The 26,851-nt window shown below is 65.0% G+C and carries 20 protein-coding genes; 8 read left to right on the top strand and 12 right to left on the bottom strand.

Annotated elements, in window-relative coordinates:
- The first annotated feature begins 46 nt into the window (after window positions 1–46).
- A complete protein-coding gene (locus tag ACFWAY_RS16730) occupies window positions 47–1,279 on the top strand; it encodes an oxygenase MpaB family protein (RefSeq protein ID WP_378511311.1) in 1,233 nt (410 codons plus the stop codon).
- On the opposite strand, the gene ACFWAY_RS16725 is transcribed toward ACFWAY_RS16730, so the two are convergent.
- Both ACFWAY_RS16725 and ACFWAY_RS16720 read right to left on the bottom strand, forming a co-directional pair.
- A complete protein-coding gene (locus ACFWAY_RS16725; RefSeq protein ID WP_378450471.1) occupies window positions 1,264–1,770 on the bottom strand; it encodes a DUF664 domain-containing protein in 507 nt (168 codons plus the stop codon). The two genes, ACFWAY_RS16730 and ACFWAY_RS16725, sit on opposite strands and share 16 nt — an antisense overlap.
- A gap of 127 nt (window positions 1,771–1,897) precedes the next feature.
- The gene (locus tag ACFWAY_RS16720; RefSeq protein ID WP_378511310.1) at window positions 1,898–3,403 is read right to left on the bottom strand and encodes a PucR family transcriptional regulator; all 1,506 of its coding nucleotides are present in this window, start codon (window positions 3,401–3,403) and stop codon (window positions 1,898–1,900) included.
- Between the two features lie 174 nt (window positions 3,404–3,577).
- Here ACFWAY_RS16720 and gabT point away from each other — a divergent pair, with 174 nt between their 5' ends.
- The 5 genes from gabT to ACFWAY_RS16695 all read left to right on the top strand — a co-directional run bounded on the left by gabT (window position 3,578) and on the right by ACFWAY_RS16695 (window position 11,008).
- Window positions 3,578–4,924, top strand: a complete 1,347-nt coding sequence (gabT, locus tag ACFWAY_RS16715) for a 4-aminobutyrate--2-oxoglutarate transaminase (protein ID WP_378450469.1) — start codon at window positions 3,578–3,580, stop codon at window positions 4,922–4,924.
- A gap of 45 nt (window positions 4,925–4,969) precedes the next feature.
- A complete protein-coding gene (locus tag ACFWAY_RS16710) occupies window positions 4,970–6,424 on the top strand; it encodes an NAD-dependent succinate-semialdehyde dehydrogenase (protein ID WP_378450468.1) in 1,455 nt (484 codons plus the stop codon).
- Window positions 6,425–6,478: 54 nt separating this feature from the next.
- A complete protein-coding gene (locus tag ACFWAY_RS16705) occupies window positions 6,479–9,544 on the top strand; it encodes an NAD-glutamate dehydrogenase domain-containing protein (protein ID WP_378511309.1) in 3,066 nt (1,021 codons plus the stop codon).
- Between the two features lie 74 nt (window positions 9,545–9,618).
- A complete protein-coding gene (locus ACFWAY_RS16700; protein ID WP_378511308.1) occupies window positions 9,619–10,134 on the top strand; it encodes a hypothetical protein in 516 nt (171 codons plus the stop codon).
- Entirely contained in the window at window positions 10,121–11,008 is an 888-nt protein-coding gene (locus ACFWAY_RS16695) for an HpcH/HpaI aldolase/citrate lyase family protein (RefSeq protein WP_378511307.1), read from the top strand. Before ACFWAY_RS16700 ends, ACFWAY_RS16695 begins: the two co-directional genes overlap by 14 nt.
- 103 nt (window positions 11,009–11,111) lie before the next feature.
- On the opposite strand, the gene ACFWAY_RS16690 is transcribed toward ACFWAY_RS16695, so the two are convergent.
- Entirely contained in the window at window positions 11,112–11,819 is a 708-nt protein-coding gene (locus ACFWAY_RS16690) for a PucR family transcriptional regulator (protein ID WP_378511306.1), read from the bottom strand.
- Between the two features lie 43 nt (window positions 11,820–11,862).
- Window positions 11,863–13,125 carry a M20 family metallo-hydrolase gene (locus tag ACFWAY_RS16685; RefSeq protein ID WP_378511305.1) on the bottom strand — a complete coding sequence of 421 codons (1,263 nt, stop codon included), beginning with the start codon at window positions 13,123–13,125 and terminating at the stop codon, window positions 11,863–11,865.
- A 503-nt stretch (window positions 13,126–13,628) separates the two neighbouring features.
- Between ACFWAY_RS16685 and ACFWAY_RS16680 the strand changes: the two genes are divergently transcribed.
- A complete protein-coding gene (locus tag ACFWAY_RS16680; protein WP_378511304.1) occupies window positions 13,629–17,126 on the top strand; it encodes a protein kinase in 3,498 nt (1,165 codons plus the stop codon).
- Between the two features lie 38 nt (window positions 17,127–17,164).
- On the opposite strand, the gene ACFWAY_RS16675 is transcribed toward ACFWAY_RS16680, so the two are convergent.
- The 7 genes from ACFWAY_RS16675 to ACFWAY_RS16645 form a co-directional block, all read right to left on the bottom strand.
- The gene (locus ACFWAY_RS16675; protein ID WP_378511303.1) at window positions 17,165–17,836 is read right to left on the bottom strand and encodes an RraA family protein; all 672 of its coding nucleotides are present in this window, start codon (window positions 17,834–17,836) and stop codon (window positions 17,165–17,167) included.
- Window positions 17,833–18,213: a RidA family protein gene (locus ACFWAY_RS16670; RefSeq protein WP_378450461.1), complete on the bottom strand. Its 381-nt coding sequence runs from the start codon at window positions 18,211–18,213 to the stop codon at window positions 17,833–17,835. The genes ACFWAY_RS16675 and ACFWAY_RS16670 overlap by 4 nt, the downstream gene beginning before the upstream one ends.
- A 17-nt stretch (window positions 18,214–18,230) precedes the next feature.
- A complete protein-coding gene (locus ACFWAY_RS16665; protein ID WP_378511302.1) occupies window positions 18,231–19,550 on the bottom strand; it encodes an MFS transporter in 1,320 nt (439 codons plus the stop codon).
- Between the two features lie 229 nt (window positions 19,551–19,779).
- Entirely contained in the window at window positions 19,780–19,932 is a 153-nt protein-coding gene (locus ACFWAY_RS16660) for a hypothetical protein (protein ID WP_378511301.1), read from the bottom strand.
- 51 nt (window positions 19,933–19,983) lie between these two features.
- Entirely contained in the window at window positions 19,984–21,408 is a 1,425-nt protein-coding gene (locus tag ACFWAY_RS16655; RefSeq protein ID WP_378511355.1) for an amino acid permease, read from the bottom strand.
- A 48-nt stretch (window positions 21,409–21,456) separates the two neighbouring features.
- Window positions 21,457–23,103 carry a flavin monoamine oxidase family protein gene (locus ACFWAY_RS16650; RefSeq protein WP_378450631.1) on the bottom strand — a complete coding sequence of 549 codons (1,647 nt, stop codon included), beginning with the start codon at window positions 23,101–23,103 and terminating at the stop codon, window positions 21,457–21,459.
- A gap of 64 nt (window positions 23,104–23,167) precedes the next feature.
- Complete coding sequence (locus tag ACFWAY_RS16645; protein ID WP_378511300.1) at window positions 23,168–23,938, bottom strand: nitrilase-related carbon-nitrogen hydrolase; 771 nt, start codon at window positions 23,936–23,938, stop codon at window positions 23,168–23,170.
- A 325-nt stretch (window positions 23,939–24,263) separates the two neighbouring features.
- Here ACFWAY_RS16645 and ACFWAY_RS16640 point away from each other — a divergent pair, with 325 nt between their 5' ends.
- A complete protein-coding gene (locus ACFWAY_RS16640; RefSeq protein ID WP_378511299.1) occupies window positions 24,264–25,424 on the top strand; it encodes a PucR family transcriptional regulator in 1,161 nt (386 codons plus the stop codon).
- Window positions 25,425–25,468: 44 nt separating this feature from the next.
- On the opposite strand, the gene ACFWAY_RS16635 is transcribed toward ACFWAY_RS16640, so the two are convergent.
- Window positions 25,469–26,731, bottom strand: coding sequence for a M20 family metallo-hydrolase (locus ACFWAY_RS16635; RefSeq protein ID WP_378511298.1), 1,263 nt, complete (start codon window positions 26,729–26,731; stop codon window positions 25,469–25,471).
- Window positions 26,732–26,851 lie beyond the last annotated feature (120 nt).

Below are 26,851 nucleotides of genomic sequence, written 5' to 3'. Positions count from 1 at the left end.
GGCACAAAAACGCCCCTTTCTCGACTACCGAATCGAGTGCACCGGAATGACAGAAACCCAGTCCCGGGAGTCGGCGCCCGGCTTCGCCGACTTCACGCCGCCGCGGCGGTTCGACATGGACTCGGAGTGGGGTCGCCGCTCGATGCGGACGCTGTCGCGGTTCGTGCACGGCGACCCGACGCCCACTGCGGCGGAGCGGGAACTCCACGCCCGGGCGGTGGTCGGTCAGGACGAGATCGGTGCCGCAGTGGCGCGGGCCGTCCTCGTCGACAAGACCGTGACGATGACCCAGTTCTCCCAGGCACTCTCCGACGGAATCGGCAGCGTGCCCGACGCCGCGCCGCCGCTGGTCGCGTTCTTCGACGCAGTGGACCGTCGGCCGTCGTGGGTCGACGATCGCCGCCTCGAGCACGGGGCCGCCGTCTGCCTGCGTAGCGGTATGACCGGACTCGACCTGCTCGCGACCGGTTCGCTGATGAACGGCTACCGCAGCGCCGCCACCTCCCGCCAACTCGTGGCCACCGGCAGACTCGTCGGGGACGGTGCCGGTCAGCGGGTCGCCGAGACCGTGTGGTGGTGGTACGAGTGCGTCCTGCCCGGCGGCATGGACCGCGACCGCCACGGCTGGCAGTTGTCCGTCCACGTCCGGTTGATGCACGCGTTCGTCAATCTGACGTTGCTGCAGGACGACAGCTGGGACGTGTCCGACTGGGGCATGCCGATCAACCAGTCGGATCAGGCCGGGACGCTCGCCCTCTTCTCGACGACGTTCCTCATCGGACTCCGGTCGCTGGGCGTGTGGGTCTCCGCCGACGAGGGCCGCGACGTCATGCATCTGTGGCGGTACATCGGCTGGCTGATGGGGATCGACGAGCACTGGCTGGTCGACGACGAGAACACCGGACGCCGCAACATGTGCCAGATCGGGATGTTCGCTCCCGGCCCGGACGAGAACTCGAGGGTGCTGGCCGACTCGCTGCAGAAGTCGTGGGCCACGTTCCACTACCCGCATGCAGAGCCCCTGCGACGCCGGCTCAACCGCCAGCGTCTGCTCAGCATCCAGCGGTTGTTCTCCGGCAAGCGCGGCATGCGAGAACTCGGATTGCCGGTCGTGCCGGCCTGGTTCGTTCCGCTGGCACTGGTCGGGAACGGGACGCTGCACGGTGCGGCGCGAGTGAGTCCGGCCGTCCGGGAACGCGTCGGCCGACGCTCCCGGCGGCGAGTCGAGGCGTGGCTCGCCGCCAACGAGACGTCGTCGCGGACTCAGCGGCGCTCGTAGATGCCGCGGACGTACGCGGCCTGCCCGGCATGCTGCAGATCGTCGGAGATGACGCTGATCAATCGGACACCGAGAGTGACTGGCGGATCCCAATGCTCGTCGACGATCCGGTCGAGGTCGTCCGCGCCGATCGACTGGACGTAATCGACGGTGCGGTCGTGCACGGCATCGTGATACTCGCGCAGGAGGTCGGCGCCGGTCCGCACCTTCGCCACCTCGTCCGCGGAGTGCCCGTAACCGATGTCGGCGACCGGGAACGGGAGGTCGAACCGCTCCACCCACCCACCGGACGTCCACACCTGCGCGGTGCCCGCGACACCGGCGACGTGGTCGTCCTGCACTCGCGTCAGATGCCAGATCAGCCAGGCGATGGTGTTCGCCTTCGCGTCCACCCGAAACGTGAGGGCGTCGGCGGGGAGATCGGCCAGCGTGGAATGCACGGTCTCCTGAATGCGGTCGAAGGCGTCGGTCAACAGCGCGCTCTGGTCCACGATCTTCCTTTCGTCGTGTTCATCACGTTCCACTATGACGCCCCCCGGGCTCATTCGGTACGTCTCGACTCCGAGAACTGTTCGGCAGCCGAGTGGGACTCACGTCTCACGGTCAGTCGATCGAAGTCTACGAATCCGAGCTTCCTCGGAGTAGTTCGAGCTCGAACCACAATTCGGCGCGGGTAGCAGGCGAGTTCAGCGAGACGCCCAGAAGATTCTCGATACGATCGAGACGACGTCTCAAGGTGTGTCGGTGAATTCCGAGGTCCTTGGCCGCGGGGTCGGTTTGACCGTTGTGAGTCAGCCATGAACGCAGGGTTCGACAGAGGCTTCCCTCCCGTCCCGTGCTTCCGGCGTCCTGCAATACCGAGAGATGGTTCTCCGCATAGGATCGCGCACGGTACCTGTCGAGGTACGAGGCGAGGCCCTCACCGCCGAGTTGAGCGAAGTGCAGTGCCCCCTCGTTGCGCTGTGCGGCCTCGTCCGCAGCCTGCCGGCTCTCGCGGCGGGCGCGGGCGAACTCGTCCCACCACGCGTTCTCCGAGATTCCCAGCCGGAGGTCGGAGACCGTGACGAGCCTCGAAACCGACTCTTCAACTGAGGCTTCGGAGACCACCACCAGCAGGTGGCCTTCGACCCGGCCGAAGATGGCTGCCCCGCTCGGTCCGGTGTCGAGGACCGCGATCGCGCTGTTCAACCCACTCTGCGAACCCACCGCCGTGATCACCTTGACCGGTTCGGAGGGAAACCCGCCCCACAGATCCTGGGAAATCTCCCGGGTCGCGGCCATCTGACCGGCGATCAGGAGTCGAAGGGCCGCGGCCCGAGCGCGAGCGAGTGCCCGCTGGGTCTCGTCGGTTCTTCGCACGAACAACGTCAGGAGGGAGGCTGCCACCGTCACGACCCCGTGGTCCAGCGATCCGACCACGCCCTCGCGTCCCGCAACAAGATACCCGAGCACTCTGCCGTCCACGGCCGCCAGGGGCTGAGAGATGATGTCCTCGCCACCCTCGGACGAGAACACCACTTCGCCCGGTCGCGCGATGCGTTGCGGTGCAGTGCGGTTCACCGCTCCACGCACAGTGCGGTGCGAGCTGTGCACGACGTGCCCTGCGGCGTCGAGCAGCGCGGCCCAGCCGCCGATGAGTTCCGCCGTGCGCCGCACCAGGGTCCTCGCACCGTCCGCGGCCAGCGTCGCATGAATCAGGCGACGCTGCTGCTGATGCGTGCGCTGCAACCGGGCGTGATCGTCGGACGAGAGTGCCTGCGATACAGCCTTTTCCAAGACAATGAACGGAACAGCGAGGGGTACTTCCACCAAGGGGAGCTGTTCGGCGCGGGCCGCCGCGACAAATGCGTCCGGGACGGTGTCGAAGCGCAGTCCGACGCCGAACCCCACGGCCGCGACACCTGCCGCAACCAGTCGCCGCACCCGCTCCCCTATGGCCTCGGCGTCGGCGGGTAGCGACACCCCAGTGGTGAGTAGGAGTTCACCCCCGCTGAGGAAGGCCGTGGGATCTTCCAATTCGGAGACGTGTGCCCAGCTCAGCTCACGTTCGAGATGCTCCTCGCCGGCCCGAACGGTCAGGTGGAACGCTTGGGTGTCGCAGAGTTGGCGGACTGTGATCGGCATGCACCCAGTGTGCCATTCTGGCGCATCAGCGAAGCCGCTCTGCCCAGTTTGGCCACTATTCGTTGGCGGCCCTCGACGCAACACTTGCTGAAGACATCGACCGGAGATGCGTGAAAGCCGAACCCACTGGTTCGGCCGTCATCGTCGGGTTCCTCAACGCCTATGGGAGAATTCATGACCGACTTCACATATCGACTCGCCCAGAAGAGGCATCTCGTCACCACGCTTCCCGGCCCGCGTTCCGCCGAGATCGCGGCCCGGCGCACGAACTTCGTCGCTGCAGGTGTCGGTTCCTCGGTGCCCGTCTACGCAGTCGACGCGGACGGTGGAGTCGTCGTCGACGCGGACGGCAACTCCCTGATCGATCTCGGCGCCGGAATCGCCGTGACCAGCGTCGGCGCATCGAACCCCGCCGTAGCGGCCGCAGTGGCGGAGCAGGCGCAACGCTTCACCCACACCTGTTTCATGGTGACCCCCTACGAGGGGTACGTCCGGGTCGCCGAGGAACTCGCCGCACTGACCCCGGGAGACCACGAGAAGCGTTCGGTGCTGTTCAACTCCGGTGCGGAGGCTGTCGAGAACGCAATCAAGATCGCTCGACTCGCAACCGGCCGGACAGCGGTGGTCGCGTTCGACCACGCTTATCACGGCAGAACCAACCTCACGATGGCACTGACGGCGAAGTCGATGCCGTACAAGGCGCACTTCGGTCCGTTCGCGCCCGAGGTCTACCGCATGCCCGCGTCCTACCCTTACCGCGACGAGTCCGGCCTCACGGGCGAGCAGGCAGCGAGCCGGGCGATCACGCAGATCGAGAAGCAGATCGGTGCCGACTCGGTGGCCGCGATAATCTACGAGCCCATCCAGGGTGAGGGCGGCTTCATCGTGCCTGCACCGGGATTCCTTCCCACCCTGGTCGCCTGGGCGAAGGAGAACGGCGTCCTCTTCATCGCAGACGAGGTGCAGACCGGCTTCGCGCGGACCGGCGCATGGTTCGCGAGCGAGCACGAAGGCGTGGTTCCCGACCTCATCACCCTGGCAAAGGGGATCGCGGGCGGCATGCCGCTGGCGGCGGTCACCGGCCGCGCCGACCTCATGGACTCGGTACACGCCGGAGGGCTCGGCGGAACCTATGGAGGAAACCCGGTGGCCTGCGCGGCTGCGCTCGCCACGATCGACACGATGCGCGAGTGGGACCTACCGGCCCGCGCGCGCCAGATCGAGAATTCCGTCAAACCGCGCCTCGAAGCTTTCGCGAAAGAGATCGGTGTCATCGGAGAGGTACGCGGTCGTGGCGCCATGCTGGCCATCGAGATCGTCCGGCCCGGCACCACCGAACCCGACCCGGAACTGACCAAAGCGGTTGCCGCCGAGGCCTTGTCACAGGGAGTCATCATTCTCACCTGCGGTACGTACGGGAACGTCATCCGCCTGCTGCCACCCCTGGTCATCGGCGACGACCTACTCGACGAGGCCCTCACCGTCCTCGAAGACGCAGTCCGCGCGCACGCGCGTCGCTGATCCCACGCGCGGCCAACGATCACCTCGAAACCTGAAGGAATACACATGACCGACACCCAGACCCTTCTGGCCTCACTTCCGACCGACCTGTGGATCGGTGGCGAGCAGGTGCCGGCCACCGGCGGCAAGACGTTCCCGGTCCGCAATCCCGCAACCGGCGAGGTACTGATCGAGGTGGCCGACGCGACGCCGGAGGACGGCGTACGGGCGCTCGACGCCGCCGCGGAGGCGCAGGCCCGATGGGCATCGATGCCGGCTCGCGAGCGTTCCGACATACTTCGCCGGGCCTGGGAATTGGTCATCCAGCGCCGGGACGACTTCGCGTTGCTGATGACTCTCGAGATGGGTAAGCCTCTCACCGAGAGCTACGGAGAGGTGACGTACGGCGGTGAATTCCTGCGCTGGTTCTCCGAGGAAGCTGTGCGGATCAACGGCCGTTACACGCAGTCACCGTCGGGCAACGGCCGGATTCTGGTCACGAAGGAACCGGTCGGCCCCACGCTGGCGATCACGCCGTGGAACTTTCCTCTTGCGATGGGCACCCGGAAGATCGCACCGGCATTCGCGGCCGGGTGCACGATGGTGGTGAAGCCCGCCGCCGAAACACCGCTGACGATGCTCCTGCTCGGCGAGGTCTTCCGGCAGGCGGGCCTTCCGGCGGGCGTGCTCTCGATCCTGCCGACCTCGAGTTCGTCCAAGCTCACCGCTCCGCTGTTCGACGATCATCGACTTCGGAAGGTCACTTTCACCGGCTCCACCGGCGTGGGAAAGATCCTGCTGCAGCAGTCCGCGACACGTGTGTTGCGGACGTCGATGGAATTGGGTGGCAACGCGCCGTTCGTCGTGTTCGCCGATGCCGACATCGACGAGGCCGTCGAGGGCGCGATGGCTGCGAAGATGCGCAACACCGGTGAGGCGTGCACAGCCGCCAACCGGATCCACGTCGACAACGTGGTACGCGCCGAGTTCATCGAGAAGCTGACCGCTGGTATGAAAGCACTGAAAGTAGGGCCCGGGGACCTCGACGGCACACAGGTGGGACCGCTGATCACCGAGAAGCAGCGGTCGAGTGTTGCAGAGTTGGTGACGGACGCCGTGGACAAAGGCGCTGTCGTCACGACCGGTGGCTGCTACGCCGCCGGCGAGGGCTATTTCTACGAGCCGACGGTGTTGGCTGATGTGCCGGCCGACGCGCGGATTCTGAAGGAAGAGGTCTTCGGGCCGGTCGCAGCCATCATCGGGTTCGACGGCGAGGACGAAGGCGTCGCCGCGGCCAACGACACCGAATTCGGTCTGGCTGCGTACATCTACACCGAAAACCTCGACCGAGCGTTGAGGGTGTCCAGCGCACTCGAGTCCGGGATGGTCGGCGTCAACCGGGGCATCATCTCCGATGTCGCGGCACCGTTCGGTGGGGTGAAGGAATCCGGGCTCGGCCGTGAGAGCGGCAGCGAAGGTATCGAGGAATACCTCGAGATCAAGTACATCGCGCTCCGATAGCCGGGCAACCCACAACGTCACACGTACCGGCACTTCGATGATGAGGACACGACGATGACTATCCAGACCGAGACCACGGTCGACTATTCACCCACGGCGTCAGGACGTCCACAGGTCACGTTCGAGCACACCGCCGCCGGCATGGCGGCGGCGGTGGGGTGGCCCGGGACGGAACCCCTGCTGGTCGATGTCTGCGCGATGTTCGAAAGCTTCGGTCTCCGCACCGCAGCGCATCGCCAGGTTTCCACCGACGGTGCCGAGGTCACCGGATCGGTGCACGAGTTTTCTTTCGCGGGATCGTCCTTCTCCACCCCGGTGCTGAATCACATCGCGGCGGCGTTCGAGGCAGGTTCGGCCGGCCGGTGGAGAATCGATCAGTACGCCCGTCTCGTCGCGACGGCGGGAATCGACTGGCGCGAGGCCGTGCTCGTCCGTGCGATGTGCCGCTTTCTCCGGCAAACTCAACTCGGATTCTCCGAGACCTATCTTGTCGACTCGCTGGCGAGTAATCCCGATTTCGTCCGTGCCCTGGTCACGCTCTTCCAGGCACGGCTCGACCCTGCTCGGACCGGCGACCCCGAGAGGGCGAATGCCGCGCTGACCGACCTGGTCGACAGCGCGACCACCCTCGACGAGGACAGGATCCGACGAGCCCTCCAGGCGTTCGTCCTGGCCGTGGTACGCACCAACTGGTTCCAGCGCGACGCGCAGGGACAGCCGAAGCCCTACCTCTCCTTCAAGATCGATTCCGGACGGTTGGCAACGCGAGGGCGAGTAGTTCCCTTTCGTGAAATCTTCGTTCACTCCGACGAAGTGGAAGGGATCCACGTCCGAAGCGGCGCTGTAGCACGCGGTGGTCTGCGCTGGTCGAACCGTAGCGAGGATTTCCGGACCGAAGTACTGGGTCTGATGAAGACTCAGTCGGTCAAGAACGCTCCTATCGTCCCGATGGGAGCCAAGGGGGCCTTCGTCGTTCGTTCGGCCGACACTCCGGCGCGGGCGGGATACGCGACCTTCATCCGCGGGCTCCTCGATATCACCGACAACATCATCGATGGGGCCGTCGTCCATCCGGCCGACACTCTGTGCCTCGACGGCGAGGACGCATACCTCGTCGTCGCCGCGGACAAGGGCACCGCCACCTTCTCGGATCTGGCGAACAGCATTGCGGCGGAGTACAACTTCTGGCTGGGCGACGCGTTTGCGTCGGGCGGCTCGGCTGGATACGACCACAAGGCCATGGGCATCACCGCGCGCGGAGCGTGGCTCTCCGTCGAAAGGCACTTCGCGGAGGCAGGCCACGATATCGAAACCGACGAGTTCTCGGTGGTGGGCATCGGCGACATGTCCGGCGACGTGTTCGGCAACGGGATGCTGCTGTCGCGGAACATCAGGCTCGTCGGTGCGTTCGACCACCGGCACATCTTCCTCGATCCCGACCCCGATGCCGCCGTGTCGTACCGCGAGCGCGAGCGCCTCTTCGGACTGCCGACGTCGTCCTGGACGGACTACGACCGCGAGAAGATCTCGACCGGTGGAGGTGTGTGGTCTCGATCGGCGAAATCGATCACCCTGTCACCACAGGTGCGGGTGCGCCTCGGCATCGAGTCCTCATCGCTCGACCCCGACGAACTGATCCAGGCGTTGCTTCGCGCACCGGTCGACCTGCTCTGGAACGGCGGCATCGGCACCTACGTCAGGGCCGCGAGCGAGACCGACGTCGACGCTCAGGATCCGGCCAACGATCGCGTACGAGTGTCGGCAGGGGAACTCCGGTGCGCGGTGATAGGCGAAGGCGGCAACCTCGGGTTGACGCAGCAGGCCAGAATCGACTACGCGGGGGATGGCGGGCGCATCAACGCAGACTTCATCGACAACGCGGCGGGAGTCGCCACCTCGGATTTCGAGGTGAACATCAAGATCGCGCTCGACGCAGCAGTGCGAGCGGGCACCCTCTCGCCGGAACGACGGGCGCCCCTGCTGGCGCGGGTCGCCGACGACGTCGCCTCGCGGGTACTCGACGACAGCGCGAGCCAGATTCTGGCCATCAGCCTCGCCTCCGCACAAGCCCGCCATCTCCTCGACAGGCACGTCCGGTTGATCGGCAACCTCGAAAAGGTAGGCGGAATCAATCCACGGACCGAGGGACTGCCCTCGCCCGCGGAATTGAAGCGCCGCGCGAGCTCCGGGCACGGACTCACACGACCGGAGATCGCGATTCTCCTTGCGCAGTCGAAGAATTTGGTCTCACAGGAACTGCTCGCCTCCACCGTGCCGGACGACGAAGTATTCGCGGCGCGCCTCACCAAGTATTTTCCGGACGCCATCACCGAGAACGTTGCCGCTCAGATCGCAGCCCATCCCTTGCGACGGGAGATCATTGCGACGTCGATCGCCGACGAGCTGATCAACCGCGTGGGCCCGGGAGCCATCTTCTGGCTACAGGAGCGCTTCGGAATCACCACTCCGGAGGTCGCTTCGGCATACGCTGCCGTGAGCGCGATCTACGAGCTGGATGCGCTGTGGGAACGAGCACTCGAGGGTCCGGGCACCGGCATCGAACGACCGGAGTCACTACTCGACACCAGCTGGTTGATCGAACACGCCGTCTCGTGGTTGTTACGCCGACGACGCGGAATCGTGGTGCCGGAGAGGGAGATAGACCGATTTGCGGATTCCGTCCGCAAGCTCGTCGAACTCCCCCGGGGCGAACGTTCGCTCGATGCAGATCTACCCGGTGCACTCCAGTTCGCGGACACCGCGGACTTACTGGGGATCTCGGTGGAGCGGGTGGCCGAGGTGCATCACGAACTCGGGCAGCGACTCGGCATCGGCTGGGTGGTCGACGCGTTGTCGGATCGCACGGGTTCCACCCACTGGGATGTGCTGGCCGCGTCGGCGGTGCACGACGACCTGTCCGACCTGCATCATGCGCTGACAGTCCGGGTGCTTCGTGACGACGGCACGGCGACGGGCGACGCAGTCGCTGCGTGGTGCGAGGCCCATTCGCGCGATCTGCATCGCTTCGAACTCGTCGTGGATGCGGTTCGTGGGGACGGCGAGGTCGACCTGGCGAAGACCTGCGCAGTCACAGCCGCGCTGCGCGCTCTCGACAACTGAACGAGTTCGGCCGGCGGATCCGCGACACGCGGTTCCGCCGGCCGCTCTGCATCCCCACGATCCAGGAGCCGATCATGACGTCCTCTTGCCTGCCGGGCTCACCCTCCCGCCACATCCTCGATCGTCTTCGCGCAGTCGGCGTCGGCAGCGGCGACACCGTCCTCGTTCACGTCGAGGACGAACGGGACCGCAGAATCCTCGTGGACGCAGTCGGATTCGCGGACGCTGCTGCGGCAGTGCCCACGACACCGCTCGAGGACAGGTTCGTGGATCGCATCTGTACAGCGATGAACGCGGATGTGATCCTCACCGACCGCCCTCTGGAGTGCTCACGTTTCGTGGAGCAGATCGTGGTGGAACGCCGGTCCGATCGACTGAACACCAGGTGCCTCGACACACGTGACGACCAGAATTCTTCGCACGGACATCCGCTGTCATCGAACGGTTCCGGCCGACATTGGATACTGCGGACCCTCCGAGATTGCGAAGCCTGGGCCTGGTTGCACGTCCCGATCACCTGGCATGCGATTCCATGGTCCCTGGAGGACGCCCCCGACGAACAATGGAAGTGGAAAAGTGAAATCGAGTAACAACATCGATACCTGGACGGACGAATCGAGGAGCGGGGGGCGAAGCCAGGAATTGCCCTACACCGTGGCACGATCCTGGTTTCTGATCTCCGGAGCATCCGACCTCCCGCAGTCGAGGGGATCCGGCGCCGACGCCGATATCCTCGACCTGGAGGACGCCGTACCTCCCGGCAAGAAGCACGCCGCACGCACCCAGGTCGTGAACGCGCTTCACCATCGACGCGCGTGGGTCCGTATCAACGACGTCACCAGCGATTTCTGGAAGGACGACGTCGCGGAACTCCGCGAGTCACCAGGCCTTCTCGGCGTCATGCTCGCCAAGACGGACTCGGCGATCGATGTCGACAAGATTGCGGAAGGACTTCGTGCCACCACACCGGTCATTGCCTTCATCGAATCCGCCGCCGGTCTCGAGGCTGCAGGAGCGATCGCCACGCACCCGCGGGTGGGTCGGCTGGCCTTCGGAAGCGGCGACTTCCGCATGGACGTCGGAGCCGGCGTCGACCGTAGCGCCCTGACCTACGCGCGTTCTCGGCTGGTCGTGGTGAGTCGTGCGGCGGGATTGCCCGCCCCGATAGACGGTCCGACAGTGCCCGAAGATCAGATCCTCGCCGTCGACGAAACCGAGTATGCAGCCGGTCTGGGAATGACCGGCCGCATGTGCTTACACGCGTCACATGCCGGCACGATCAACACGGCCCTCAGTCCGACCAGCCGGGAGATCTCGGACGCGAAAGAATTGATCGCCCTCCTCGGACCCGATGGAGCCAACGCACGAAAGGGAAGCGATCTGCCTCGGCTCGCCAGGGCTCATCAAGTTCTCAACCGGGCGAGGACATTCGGAATGAATGTCGCTGCACCCGTCCCGCACTGAACCACTTCGTGGTGCGCCGGAGTCGATGGTGCGCAGGGGAAGAGCTCGCCGAGTAGTCGATCTCGCTGACAGGCCGACGGAACAGTCGGCCTGTCAGCGGGTGTCACGGAGCGGGCCGTCTCGGGTAATCGCACACGATGAGGGAGAGCAGCAGCTCGGCGCGCACATACGCCGAGGCCAATGAGCATTCGAGAATGCGCTCGATTCGAGCGATTCGGGTGCGGAGAGTATGGCGATGAATACCCAGGACCGCAGCCGCGGATTCGTTGTGACCATTCGCTTCGAGGAGAGCCCGAAGTGTCGGCAGTAGAGCTGTACGGTTGACGCGGTCATAGTCGTCCACACGCCCGAGTGTCGACTCGCCCAACACCCGTAGTACCTCACGACACGGCGACGACACCAAGACCTGGCCGCCCGCGATCTCCCCGAAATCCAACACAGCAGCTCCCTCCGACGCGGCGGCCGCGGCAACGTGTGCCTGCCGCGAGGCATTCGCCACCTCAGCGACCGGCTGCGCTGCGCTCAGCCCGACACGCAACCGTGAGCGAATCGCGGGAGGCAAGCCGACGAGCAACTCTCTGCACCCTTCGGCGTCGGTGTCACCGCTGAGTAGCACCGTGATCCGGGAGGCAATCTCGTAGAGGAAAAGTGGCCGCCCGGAACCCTCGAGTTCGTGAGTAAGGACGGTTCTCACGGCCGCGACATCGACTGCCGGAACGCCACAGGCGTGAACACCGAGAACGCGAACCGAACCATCGATACCTGCAGCTTCCGCGAAGTACACATGCGGCGCCACTGCATCGGTGGTCATGGTTGGATATCCGATCACCAATGCACCTACTCCCCGCTGAACGTCACCGGCATCCATCCAGTTCGCCGGCCATGAGCCGGTACAGCAGGACCGTCAACAGGTCCGCGCCCGCGCAGATGTCGCTGTCGCCAGTGAATTCTTTCTCGTTGTGGGAGATTCCGTCGACGCTGGGAACGAAGAGCATCACGGACGGCGCAACGTCCTTCATATTGACCGAGTCGTGGCCGGCGACGGTCATCATGCATTGATGACTCAATCCGAGGTTGGTGGCAGTATCGCGTGCCAAGTCGACTCCGGCACGCTGAAACGGTGCGACGCCCCAGGCGTGGGTCTGGATCTGTTCGATGCTTACCCTTGCACGTTCCGCGATGCCGGGAATCATCTCGGCCAGTTCCTTCGCCGCGACGTCGAGCAATGCCTCATCGGGTGATCGCAGGTCCATGTGCATCCGGACCTCGCGCGCGATGACAACCGGGGAGTTGGGTTCGACCGTCATCTCGCTCACCGACGTGTGCAGGGGCGTGCTGCCGTGACGGTCCGCGAGTTCGCGAGCGGCAACCACCAGTAACGATGCACCGAGCAACGCGTCCTGCCGGTCCGCCATGATCGTCGACCCGGTGTGGGACTGCGCTCCGCGCACGACGAGTTCGTACTTGCGTGCCGCCCAGGTCGCTTCGACCAGACCGATGGTGGTGCCGGTGTTCTCGAGGCTGCGTCCCTGTTCGATATGAATTTCGGCGTACGCTGCCACATCGGGTCCGTCGTACGTGCCGATGCAGCCGATGTCAGCCAATGCTTCTTCGACCGTCGTTCCGGAATGATCTGTCGTTGCCAGAGCCGTTTCGACGGCCAGCTTTCCGGTGAACACCGAGCTACCCATCATGCTGGGTTTGAACCGGCAGCCTTCCTCATTGAACCAGTTCACCACTGCCACGTTGTATTTGGGCTGCGAATCCGATTGGCTCCAACGATTCACTGCCCGATCGACGGCGTGCGCCGACGCGAGCACTCCGTACGCCCCGTCGTAGCGTCCACCGAGTGGCTGACTGTCGAGATGCGAGCCGCTCAGAACGTACGGCGCGCCGGGCGTCAACGTCGACAAAGCGAATTGATTGCCGATCCTGTCATAGCGCACGTCGAACCCGCGTTCAGTCAGCCACGTGTGCAGCCAGGCCCGCTGCTCCCCGTCCTGCGTTGTCGCTGCTTGTCGATCGACCCCACCTGCGGGCGTCGCGCCGAAGCGTGACAGCGTGTGGAAGTCGGCGAGGAGCACGGCGTCTTCGGTCTTCACGAAATCAGTAGTCATGATGGGGGCCTTTCCTTTGCGGTGCGGTCCGGACAGGTTCTCGATGCGGTAGTCGGGTGTGGCCGGCGTCAACCGGTCAGTCGGTCGGACCGGCGTGGGTCTCATGGATATGCTCCGAAATCGCAAATGAACAATAGGGCGCCTGCTGTGTGATCCATGCAACACCGCCTCAGGCCCGCGGGAAATCGCAAACCGCAACCGAAACACTCACAATCCTTGTGAGTTTGCCCAAGAGTGTGATGCCGGGGCCGCACACGACCGGGCCGCGGGAGAGTGGGCATACTGCGACGACTGATCGTCCGTGGCTCGCAGCTGACTCAGATGCTGTGATCTGCGCGGGTGGGTTCCGCGTTATTCTGAAGTGACCGGCTCGAGTGGGAGCGCTTGGTGTGCGGGGTGAGGCCCCACCGGTTCGCAGGGGCCTTGCGTCGCGCGCCGTGAGTGGATGTCGGTGGACTGGCAGCACCGGTAGCGGACCTCGGAGCCGAGGATTGAGGCCGTCGATGGCCGAGTTCGATCCACTCGCGACCCAGCGGGACGCGATCGTGGGGATCACCGCGGAGCTGGACGCGGCGGGGTTCGAGGACGCGCAGGAGATCGGGCGCGGCGGGTTCGGCGTCGTCTACCGATGTCGACAGCCGGAGTTGGATCGCACGGTGGCGATCAAGGTGCTCACCGCCGACCTCGACCCGGAGAACCTGGAACGGTTTCTGCGTGAGCAGCGGGCGATGGGTCAGCTGTCGGGCCATCCGCACATCGTCAACATTCTGCAGGTCGGCGCCACCGGCTCCGGCCGGCCCTACATCGTGATGCAGTGCCACCTGCACGGCTCCCTCGACTCGCGGGTGCGGCGGTACGGGCCGCTCGAGTGGGGCGAGGCGCTTTCTGTGGGCGTCAAGCTGGCCGGGGCACTGGAGACCGCGCACCGGATCGGCACCCTGCATCGGGACGTCAAGCCGGCGAACATCCTGCTCACCGCGTACGGGGAGCCGCAGCTGACCGACTTCGGGATCGCCCGGGTCGCCGGCGGCTTCGAGACCACCACCGGCACCGTCACCGGCTCGCCCGCGTTCACCGCCCCCGAGATCATGGGGGGCCACAAACCGACCCCCGCCTCCGACGTCTACAGCCTGGGCGCCACCTTGTTCTGTGCGATCACCGGACATGCCGCGTTCGAACGCCGAAGCGGTGAGCAGGTCGTGGCCCAATTCCTGCGAATCACCACACAGCCGGTGCCGGACCTGCGCGACCGCGGCATCCCCGACCTGGTGTCCGCCGCCATCTCCCGCGCCATGGCCGGACACCCCGCCGACCGGCCCGCCACCGCCATCGAGTTCGGGGAAAAGCTGCGCGAAGCGCAGCGGCGGAACGGCCTGAGCGTCGACGAGATGGCCCTGCCCACCATGCCGGAAGACGAGCAGCCGGGCGAGCACGCCCGCGGCACGCGGTGGACTGTGTCCGGCCCGACCAACCCACGCACGACGGGCGTCAGCAGGCGTCCGACCGCGATGACCCCACCGACCCCCGCGACCAAGTATCGGCCGCCGATTCCGGCCAAGGCACTGGTCGGTCGCGCCCGGCTGATCGAGGCGCTGCGCGCGGGCCAATGGCGCCGGCTCACCGTCATCCACGCGCCCACCGGCTACGGCAAGTCCACCCTCGCCGCCCAATGGTGCGAGGCACTCGCCGCCGACGGCGTGGCGGTCGCGTGGCTGACCGTCGACCGCGACGACGACAACGTCGTCTGGTTCCTCGCGCACCTGATCGAGGCGATCCGGCGGGTACGCCCCCAGCTGGCACGGGAGCTGGGCGCTGCACTCGAGGAACACGGCGACCAGGCCGAACGATACGTGCTGACCGCGCTGATCAACGAGATCCACGAAACGAGCGAACGTGTCGCGGTCGTGATCGACGACTGGCACCGGGTCACGAATCCCGCGACCATCGCCGCGTTGGAGTTCCTACTCGACAACGGATGCCACCACCTGCAGCTCATCGTCACCAGCCGGACGCAGGCGGGACTGCCGTTGAGCCGGATGCGGGTCCGCGACGAACTCGTCGAAATCGACTCGGCCGCTCTGCGTTTCAGCACCACCGAGTCCCACTCGTTCCTGGTCGGCCTCGGCGGGCTGGACCTGGAGACCGAGGACGTCGCCGACCTTACCGCCTCCACCGACGGATGGGTCGCGGCGCTGCAGTTGGTGTCGCTGTCGTTGCGCGGTGCCGACGACCCCGCGCAGCTGATCGGCCACCTCTCCGGACGCCACCACGCCATCGGCGAGTTCCTCGCCGAGAACGTCCTCAGCACCCTCGAACCCCGGATCCTCGACTTCCTCCTCGCCACCTCGGTCACTGAACGGATCTGCGCCCCGCTCGCCTGCACCCTGACCGAGGTCGACGGAGGACAAGCCCTGCTGGAGGAGATCGAGGAGCGAGATCTGTTTCTGTGCCGGCTCGACGAGGACCGCGAATGGTTCCGCTACCACCACCTGTTCGCACAGTTCCTGCAGCGCAGGCTCGAACGCGACCATCCCGGCAGGTTGGAAGTGCTCCACCGCGCCGCCTCAGGGTGGTTCGCCGACCATCACCTCGTGGGCGAGGCCGTCGACCACGCCCTCGCCGCCGGCGACGGGCGGCGCGCGGTCGAACTCGTCGAACGCGACGGCATGCACCTCATCGAACACTCTCAATTCATCGCCCTACTTGCCCTCGTCGACAAGCTACCGCCGACCATCGTGGCGTCCAGCCCCCGACTTCAACTCACCATCGCATGGGCAAACATTCGGTTGCATCGCGCCGGACCAACGCAACGAGCATTGGCCCGTATCGACAACGCCTTCGAGCGAAGCGCTCTCACCGACACCGCAATCGCCGAACTGCGGGTCGAGATCGACCTGGTAAAGGCCACGATGCGGCTCCGCGCGGATCGGATCGAGGGCATCGACGAACTCGTTTCGGAGGCACTGTCCCGGCCCGACACCTTGACACCTTGGCTCGTGTCCAACGCGGCCAACATCGCTACCTTCGCCGCGCTCTACCGATTCGACTTCGAAGAAGTCCGCCGATTGCAGGACTGGGCCCTCGGCTACCACGAGGCCAACGACGCTCCGTACAACATGATGCACGGACACTGTTACCGCGGGATCGCGGCCAGCGAACAGCTCGACCTCACCGCTGCCGAGGACAGTTTCCGCAGAGCCCTTCACGTCGCGAGGCGGTCTGGCGGGATCCATTCGCATGCGGCACGTCTCGCCTGTGCACTTCTCGGCGAGCTGCTGTACGAGCGCGGTGAGATAGTCGAGGCCGAACGGCTGTTGGACGAGAGCTACCAGCTCGGATCCGAAGGCGGCGGAGTCGATTTCAAACTTGCCCGCTACGTGATCGGGGCCCGGATCAAAGCACTGCGTGGTGATCGAGGAGAGGCCGGCCGACGTCTGGCCGAGTGCGCTTTGGCCGCCGAAACACTATCTCTGCCAAGGCTGCGGGCAAAGCTCGAGAACGAGCGGGTCAGGCTGGGACTCCCCGTCGCACCCGGCATCGAGGCGCGGACACCCGTCGAGTATGCCGCGCGCCAACGCCCGGTCGACGGCATCGAGGAGATCACCGCGCAACTCGAGGAGGCCACCGCCATCAGACTGCTGCTCGACGAGGACTCCCCGGAGCGTGTTGACCTTGCCTGCGAGTGGGTCACCGAATGGGAGGCTCGGCTCGAGGGACGCGGCCGGGACCGGGCACTGCTGCAGGCCAAACGACTACTGGTGGCATGCCTGGCAACCGCGGAACGCACCGATGAGGCCAAGAGCCTGCTCGCGTCGATCGCCGCGCAGTGCGCCGAACAAAGCATGGTTCGCTACCCGCTCGACGGTGGACCGCAGGTCGTGCCCCTCCTGCGTGCGCTCCGCGACGATCAGCTCGCCGGACGGTGGCCTCCGGACTGGCCGACCGTGCCGCGCCCCTTCATCGACAGCATGTTGGAGGCCGCCGTCCTGTACACGAGGTGAACCCTGTGCCTGACCCCGGGTTCACCTCGGTGGTTCCTTCACGGTCTAATTGTCTTCTCTCCCATATAGAGCACGTCGGCGACGGCTTCGCCGGCCCGGAGACGGGCAAGAGTTTCGGGTTCGGCAGCATCGGACGCGAGAGCCAGATCGACGACATCTGCCGCACCGTCCGGAGTCAGGACCAGGACACCGTTGTCGTCGGCGAGGACAATATCACCAGGGTTGACCGAAACACCGCCAACCGTGACCGGTACGTTGATCGCGCTGTTGTCGCCGTCATGCTTCTTGGTGGTGAGAATCGAAGTGCCGCGGGCAAATACCGGCAGACCACCCTGTCGCAGTTCGACGATGTCGGTTACCACTCCGTCGACGACGATTCCGACCGCGCCGGCGGACAGTGCCGCGCAGGAGGTGACAGCTCCGACCGAAGCGTGAACCGCGTCGCCTCCCATGTCGACGATCAGCACGTCACCCGGTGTCAGGGCATTCAATGCGTGATTCATCGCCACCGCATCCGCATCGGCAATGCGCACCGTCAGTGCGCGGCCCACCACACGCACATCGGAGAGAAGAGAACGGATGGCCGGATCCACGAACCCCTCTTCGAGGTAGTGCCCGATGGTCGGAAAGCTGACCCGGTGAAGCTTGGCCAGCAGCGCCGACGAGGTGGGCAGCATCTGCTGCGGAGTGGACGATTGAGCTCGAGTCATGATGTTCCTTCCGGGATCGAGTTCTCGGCGAGGACGGCCACGCACTCGATCTCGAGGGCGATACCGAAGATATTGACGCACACCGTGGTTCGGGCGGGCAGGTCGCTCCCAAAGAACTCCGAATAGACCGCGTTGTATGGCTCCAACTGCCCCGGGTCGGTGAGGTAGGTGTTCACCTTGACCACGTTCTGCAGGGAAGATCCGGCCTCGCGCAGCGTCGCCTCCAGATTTGCCAGAGTCTGACGCACCTTCTCGTCGAAGGCGTCCGGCTGATCGCCGAGGTTCGAGATGACCGGGAGCTGACCCGAGGTGAACACGAACCCGTTGGCCACCACTGCGTGAGAGAACGGTCCGACCGGACGCACGTCGCCGGACACTACACCTATACGCCGCATCAGACCCGGACCCGCTCAGGATCCGCCTCCGGGAGAGAACTCTCGGCCGGCGCTTCGTCGGCCGAGTCGAGGCTGTTTCGCAGAGTTTCCGTCAGCAGCAGCAGAGCAACGATAGAGACTGCCGCCGATCCGATCATGTACCAGGCCACGGAGGACCCTGAGCCCGTGGCACTCAAGAGCGCCGTCGTGATGGCGGGGGTTGCGGCACTCCCCAGCAGTCCGGAGAGCATGTAGGCGATGGACAGACCCGAGTACCGGACCCGGGGCCCGAACAGCTCGGCCAAGAATGTGGCGATGGGGCCGTAGTTGGCCGAAAAGGCGGTCATCATCATGATATAGGCGAAGATCACCATCGGGACGGACTTGGTATCCATCATCCAGAACATGGGGAAGGCGACGAGAGCCTCGGCGACAATGCCGCCGATGATCACGGGTTTGCGCCCGATGCGGTCGGACAGTGCGCCGAACGCCGGAATCATGAACAGCCCTGTGGCGCAGGCAATCAGAACCGCCAGCAGCATGGTGTCACTGGAGAAGCCGAGCTGCTGCTTGCCGTAGGTGAGTCCGAAGGCCACCATGATGTTGAACGCGGTGCCGGTGGACAAGGTGGCAATACCGCCCAGCAGAACCTGCTTCCAGTACTTGCGCATGAGAACCACGAAGGGAATCTTGGCTTTCGCACCGGCTTCCTTGACCGCTTGGAACGACGGTGTCTCCTCCAGCGTCAAGCGGATGTAGAGGCCGACGGCCACCAGGAGAGCGCTCGCCAGGAACGGAATACGCCAACCCCAGGTAAGGAGAAATTCCTCCGGCGTGTTTGCGGCGATGATCAGGAAGACCAGATTGGCGATCAATGTTCCGCCGGGAACCCCGACCTGGACCAATGAGCCGTAGAATCCACGTTTCGTCTTGGGCGAGTGTTCGACCACCATCAGTACCGCGCCGCCCCATTCGCCGCCGAGCGCGAGGCCCTGAATGACGCGAAGAGTCAACAGCAGGATCGGGGCCATGACGCCGATCGCCGAGTAGGTGGGTAGCAGTCCGATCGAGAATGTTGCCGCGCCCATGGTGATCAGGGAGATCAGCAACATGGACTTGCGGCCCAACTTGTCGCCGAAGTGGCCGAACAGCGCGGCGCCGACGATCCGCGCGACGTACGCGGCGGCAAACGTGCCGAAGGCCAACATGGTTCCGACGAGCGCGTCGAAGCTCGGGAAGAAGATCTTGTTGAAGACCAGGGCCGAGGCCGTGGCAAAGACAAAGAGGTCGTACCACTCGACGGTTGTGCCGATAACACTGGCCGTGGCGATCTTGCGCATCTTGCTCTTGATACCTTGCGACGCCTGGCCGCCGACTGCAGATTGAGCCATGGGTTCTCCAAAGAACGGCTGGGAAAGAGTGTTACGGGTAGCTGACCACTCCCGATGGCATCAACTATCCGCTGTGACAGGAGACACATTCAATAGGGAAACACACACTGTTTACAACTCCCCGATGGGCAGATTCCCACCGCCCGGTCCAGGACCTGCCGCCCAACCGGTCAGCGCGCTACGGACCCGGCCGTCGCGGACATTCGTAGACGATGAGGGCGAGCAGCATCGTGATCCGGGAGCCGTTCTCGTAGAGAATGACTGGCCGCCTGGCACCCTCGAGTTCCCGGGTGAGAAGCGATGTGACGATCGCGACATCTGCTGGAAACATCCGAGTACGCGTGCGGAGCGGGGGCACCGGTGGGCACAGTCGGGATATCGATCACCGGTGCGTCTGCTGCCGACCCGCAAGAAGCTGCACGTGGTGCCGAACGGCGAACCATCCCGCGACCAGTGCCGGGATGACGACGACAACCGACGCGACCGTATACGTCCCGACCGGATAGTCGAGCGCCATGAGAATCAGGACCACCGCGACGAACACCAGCGTCGCATACGACGAGTACGGGGCGAACGGCATTCTGAACGCCGGGCGTTCCGCCACTCCCCGAGTCGCCCAACGGTGCAACTTCATCTGGCACAGCACGATCACCGCCCACGTCGTCAGTGTGCCGAGCGAGGACACGTTGATCGCGATCTCGAATGCGTGGTCGGGGACGACGTAGTTCAGTTCCACCCCGATCAGCGTCACCACCGCGGTGAGGAGGACTCCGCCGTAGGGCACGCCGGAGCCGCTCATGCGCGCTGTGAATCGTGGTGCCGTCCCGCTCATCGCCATCGACCGGAGGACTCTGCCCGTCGAGTACAGACCGGCATTCAGGCTGGACAGCGCCGCGGTCAGCACCACGAAGTTCATGACGTTGCCGGCGCCGGGTATGCTCAGCTGGGTGAAGAACGTGACGAACGGGCTCTGCGTCGGACTGTAGTCGGTGTACGGCAGCAGCAGGACGAGCAGCAGGACGGCACCGACGTAGAACACCATGATGCGGACGATCACACTGTTGATCGCACGGGGCATGATCTTGGCGGGATTCGGTGTCTCTCCAGCCGCGATGCCGACCAGTTCGATGCCGGAGTAGGCGAACGTGACGCCGACGATCACGATGACCAGGGGAAGCATGCCGTGTGGGAGCCACCCACCGTTGTCCGAGATGAGCGTGAAGCCGGTCGCGTGACCGTCGACGGGGAAGCGGAGTGCAACGACGATCCCGCCGATCACCAGGAACGAGACGAGCGCAACGACTTTGATGATCGCGAACCAGAACTCGAGTTCCCCGAAGACCTTGACGGACAACAGGTTGACGAACAGCACGATCGCCAATGCGCCCAACGCGAGGACCCACTGCGGAACCGACGTGAAGAAGTGCCAATAGTGGACGTAGATCGCGGCGGCAGTGACGTCGACGATCGAGGTGATCGCCCACAGCATCCAGTACATCCACCCGGCGACGAACGCCATCTTCTCGCCGTAGAACTCCCGTGCATACGACACGAAGGATCCGGACGTCGGCCGATGGAGCACCAGCTCACCCATCGCGCGGAGCATCAGAAAGGCGAAGAAACCGGTGACCGCGTACACGACCACCAGGGCAGGTCCGGCTGATGCGAGGCGGCCGCCGGCTCCGAGGAACAGCCCGGTTCCGATCGCGCCGCCGATCGCGATCATCCGGATCTGCCGGGTCTTGAGGTCCTTCTTGTAGTCCTCGTCCCCCTCATGGGCGATGCGTGTCGAGGAGTCCGACGGAATGTGTACCGCAGGCGATTCGGGTGAATGGCTCGTACTCACAGTGCTCTCCTAGTCCAGTCGAACAGGTTTGATCGAGTCGAAAAGGTCGCCGGGACCGGGATTCGACGGCGGCGTGGCGCCACCGAACTGATTCATGACACCCCACACCGCGTTGAGGCCGGTGGTGACGGCGCCTTCCGCCCATCCACCGGTGAACGAGATGTCGTCACCGGCGAGATAGATCCCCTTGTGCCCGGGTTCGAAGTCCGACTGTTCGAAGTGTGTGAACAACCGCTCCTGGTAGCGGTAGTGCCCGGGCAGGTTGTCGCTGAAGGCACCCATGAAATGGGGATCCGCCTCCCACGAGACGGTGACAGGCTCGCCGATGATATGTGAGGCGATGTCGACACCGGGGTAGATCTGGGCGAGTGAGTGGAGCATCATCTTCACGCGCTCGTCGGCGTCGAGTGGCATCCACTTGAGGGAGTCGTCGTTCCAGGTGTACGACAGGCAGATCAACGCCGGCTTGTCCGGTCCGTCATCGAGCAGGTACGTGCCGCGGGTGATGCGGTCGGTCAGGGTCGTGCTCATGACGTCGCGTCCCGTCTCGGGATCGACGTCCTTCCAGAACGGGCGATCCACCATCACGAACGTCTTCGAGGCCTGCATGTAGTGGCTGCGTTCGATTGCCATCCAGAGCTTTTGGCTGAACAACTCTTCACTGCAATCGATGCGGGCCGACAGGAGCCACGACTGACAGGTGACGACGGCCGCGTCGTACGACTCGTCGTTTCCCCACCGATCCGTGATCGCGATCCGGCCGGGATCTCCGCTCGGTGTACGGTCTCGCCTGATCCGCTGTACCCCGGACCGGGGCGAGCCGTTGTGGAGGGACGCAAGAGTTGTTCCGTCCGGCCAATGGACAAGGTCCTCAGGAGCGTGGTTCCACAGCCCGTGCGGCACCTGATCGGCGCCGCCCAGGATGCGCTGCTGGTGCGCATCCGCGTCGACGTAGACGACGCGCAGAACCTCGAGCATCGAGTCCGGGAAGTTGGTGTCCCATCCGCCGGTGCCGAAACCGACCTGGCCGAATGCCTCTCGGTATTCGAAAGGCAGCGCGGAGAAAGCTTTCGACGATTCCAGGTATCCGTAGAAGGACATTCCGTCGAATGCAGGCACCAGCTCGTTCCAGATGCGTTTGATCTTCTTCAGGTCGCGGTCTCGGATTGCGGTCTGCATCTCGGTGAATGCGGCTCGCTCCTCGAGGCAGTCGCTCCATGCCGTGGAGACGTCGTGGAAGAACTCGGGCAGCTCGTCCGGGGTGTGGGCGTAGTGCGCCTTGCCGCCCAACTCGACGACCGTGCTCGAGCTCGCGTCGGTCAGCGGGTTGGGGAACGGTGCGGTGTTCAACCCGAGCAGATCGACATAGTGGAAGAACGTCTGTCCAGACACCGGGAACCGCATCCCGCCGAGATCGGCTACCGGTCCCCCGGCGGTCCCGAATCTTTTGCCTCGCATCCGCCCGCCGATCTCCGCGGACTCGTAGATCACCGGATGCAGGCCCATCTTCATGAGCTCGTACGCTGCGATGAGTCCGGCCATGCCGGCGCCGACGACGGCAACCTTGCGACCGTACGCGTCGCTCGGCACGGCGCCGATCCCGGCGGGATGACGAACGTACTCGTCGTAGGGAAACGGGAAATCGGGGATCAGCATCGTGATCGGGGCAGGGGAAGACACGCTACTCCTTCAGGGTGGTCGGTTCGGAAGACGTTTCTGGTCAGTACAAGTCGAGCCGGCGCGAGTGCAGGTACGGATTGTCGGCTCTGGCGCCGCGAATCGCTTCGCTCGTGAGGTCGGCGAAGATCAGCTTCGGCTCGTTCTCGGCCTCCGCCGCGAAGGATCCGTCCGGGGCGACGATGCAACTGCGGCCGGCGAAGCCGGTGCCGCACTGATTGGCGTACGCGATCGCCACCGTGTTCTCGAGTGCGCGCGCCGGCACGAGCAGACCTGGCACGGCGGCGGAATCGAAGGCGGAAGACACGCGGGTGGGAACCGCCGTGGGCACGAGCACCAGTTCGGCCCCTCCGACGGCGAGAGCGCGAACATACTCCGGGAACTCGACGTCGTAGCAGATCCCCAGCGCGACTGTGAGATCACCGAAACGAACGATGGGCGACAGTTCCGTGCCCGCGGTGAAGAACTGCGCCTCCTCCGTGCCGAAGAGGTGTGACTTCCGGTAGTGGAGCACCGGTGTGCCGTCACCACCGAACAGGGTGGCGGTGATATACCGTCCGGAATCGGACTGTTCGACGGTAGAGGCGACGACGGCGATGCCACTACGCTCGGCCAGCTTCGAGACCGCCTGGCGCACAGGCGCACCGTCGAGGTGGTGAATCCTTTCCGGCGCATAGCCCGTGGGAAACAGTTCGGGGGTGACGAGGATGTCCGCACCACCGTCCGCCGCATCCGAGGCCGCGGCGGCGAGGGTGTCGAGATTCGCGTCGATGTGCCCGACCACGGACGTTGCTTGAAGGACGGCAATACGCACTGGGAAACTCCGGAATTGTTTTGGGAACTTTGCGAATTCAAGTCTGCTGGTGAAGTGCGCCACATCCAATGACAGCGGTCAACGAAAACGAGAGGCAGAAATGGGCGAAAGCACATCGATTCGGGAAGGTTCCTGGTGCTCGTCCGATCCGCTGTACACACTGGGTTCGGATGGTCCACGATTGTCACCCGGAGCAAGTGCCTCCTCACGACTTCGCCGCGACGCCGGACCCGACCACGTGGATCTCCGAACGGGCGCCGAGGGCTCGCGACCGGTCCGGCGGCGCATTTGTGCGTTAGTACAGTAGGAACGGAGAACGGTGGCGATGACCAACCGACAAGAGACTCAGCGGTGGCACGGTCTGGTGTCGCGGCAGAGCGAGAACCTGGGCACGTTGGTCGAACAGTTCATGAAGCGGCTGCTCGATGCCGGCGAGTACCGCGATGCCGGGCTCCGCGAGGCCGAACTCCGCGCCACCAGCAGTGACGTGTTCGCACTGATGCTTCGTGCCCTCGTCGATCCCACGCAGGTCGGAGCGGTCGAGCGGCTGGCCTCCCGCCTCGGGAGGCGGAGGGCGCGCGACGGCATCCCTCTCGATTCGATGCTCACGGCCATCCGGCTCGATTTCCCGATTCTGTGGTCGGGACTGCTGTCCACGGCCGGCCGGAGTGAAGCGCACGTGCTCGCCGCGCACGCCGAGGAGGTGTGGAACGTCGTCGACACCTTCGCCCGCTTCGCTCAGGCCGCGTACCTGGCGGAACAGGACCAGTTGACCCGCGAACGCCAAGACCTCCAGCGGCAGCAGATCAGCCTCCTGTTCGACGCCGTCGGCCAGTTCGAGGTCAACCATGTGCAGATCGCCCGCGCTCTCGGAGTCTCGGTGTCGTCCTACTACCGTGTCGTGGCAGTTCCCAGCGAGTCGGCGGTGACGCTGCGGCACAATATCGACAAGGCGCACTTCACCGAACGGGTCTTCACGCACGAGCAGGGGCGCCACCTCATCGCGTTCTGGCAGATTCCCGCCGCCTCACCGATGGTGGTGACGACCCGTGAACTGGCGCTACTCGACAAGGTTCGAGCGGCGGTGGCGCCGATCGCCCGCGCGATCGCGGACATCCCCCTGGCAGCGCTGGCCGCGAGCAGAATGGTCGATCAGCTCGGGCCGGACGAGGAACGCGTCACCGATCTGAAGGCCTCGTGGCCGATGCTGGCGAAGAAGTATCTCGCCGAGATCGGTTGCGATCTAGGGCAATACGTTCTGGTCCCTCTACGCGAGGCGACCGAGCGGGAGAACGAGCGGCTGCTGGAGACAATGGCGGCCTATCTGCACACCGGCAGCCTGCTGGGAACGGCCTCGACCATCTACTGCCATCGGAACACCGTGCTGAACCGGCTTCACCGAATCGAGGAGCTGACCGGGCTCGACATCACGAAACCGGCCGACGCGGCGCTCGCCATGGTCGCGCTCGCGGCGCAGCAGAGCTGAATCAACCGCGCCGACTGGGCCGGCGCGGTTGATTCGGATTCCGATTACGCGGTCTCGTCGAGTTCTCCGACGGCGAGGCGGCCGACCACCTCGGTCAACAGGTCCACACCGGCGCACACATCGTCGTCGGTCGTGAATTCGTGCTCGTTGTGCGAGATTCCGTCGACGCTCGGCACGAACAACATCACCGTCGGAACAACATCCTTCATGTTCACCGAATCGTGCCCGGCGACAGTCATGATCTGCCGATATGTCAGACCCAGGTCTTCCGCGGCGGCCATCGAGAGCTTCACACCCTCGGGCTGGTAGTCCGCCACTCCCCAGGAATGCGCGGTGGCTTTCTCGATGCGCACCTGAGCGCGGGATTCGATCTCGGCGAACCGGGCCATCAGTCGCTCGTTGGCGAGATCGACGACCGATTCGTTCGGCGATCGCAGGTCGAGGTGCATCCGCACTTCCCGGGCGATGACGACCGGGGAGTTGGGCTCGATGGTCATCTGGCTGACGGAGGTGTGCAGCGGCGCGGCCGCGAAATCCTCCGCCAGCTCGCGCGCCGCCACCACCAGCAGGGAGGCACCGAGGAGCGCGTCCTGCCGATCGGGCATCGTCGCCGACCCGGTATGGGACTGATCGCCGTGGACCACCAGTTCGTACTTCTGCGCCGCCCACGTGGAGTCGACCACGCCGATGGTAATTCCGTCGTTCTCGAGATTTCGACCCTGCTCGATGTGGATCTCGGCGTATGCGGCGGCCTGCGGTCCGGCACCCGATCCCAGGCAGCCGACACCGGACAGTGCCTCCGCGACCGAGACTCCGTCGCGATCGGTGGTCGACAACGCCTGTTCCACATCGAGTTTGCCGGTGAAGACGGAACTGCCCATCATGCTCGGCTTGAACCGGCAGCCTTCCTCGTTGAACCAGTTGACCACCGCAAGGTTGTACTTCGGCGCAATGTTGCCCTCCCGCCACTCCTGCGCGACGCGCTGAGCGGCGTGCGCCGAGGCGAGCACCCCGTACGCGCCGTCGTAGCGGCCACCGAGCGGCTGACTGTCGAGATGCGAGCCCGTCAGAACATAGGGGGCACCGGGATGGATTTCCAGCAGGCCGAACTGGTTGCCTGCACGATCGTATTCGACACGAAAGCCTCGGGCGACGAGCCACTCGGCGAGCCAGGCCCGCTGGGCCCCGTCGGCATCGGTGGCGGCCTGCCGGTCGACGCCGCCACCCGGTGTCGCGCCGAACTGTGACAACTGCTCGAAGTCCGCGACCACGGAACGATCCAAATCGGTCTTGCTGGCGGTGGTCATGTGGATTCCTCCCGGGAGTGGATCTGCGTCCGCCGGCCCCGGCGTCCGGGTAGCGGAGTCGACATCGTGTGCGACTGCGGATGCATCAATACAAGCACGTCCAGGCATGTTTTCGGGATG

The sequence above is a fragment of the Rhodococcus sp. NPDC059968 genome (assembly GCF_042738615.1).
Lineage (GTDB): Bacteria > Actinomycetota > Actinomycetes > Mycobacteriales > Mycobacteriaceae > Rhodococcus_F.
Note: the sequence above shows the minus strand (reverse complement) of the source record. Positions and strands in the feature narration are given on the sequence as shown.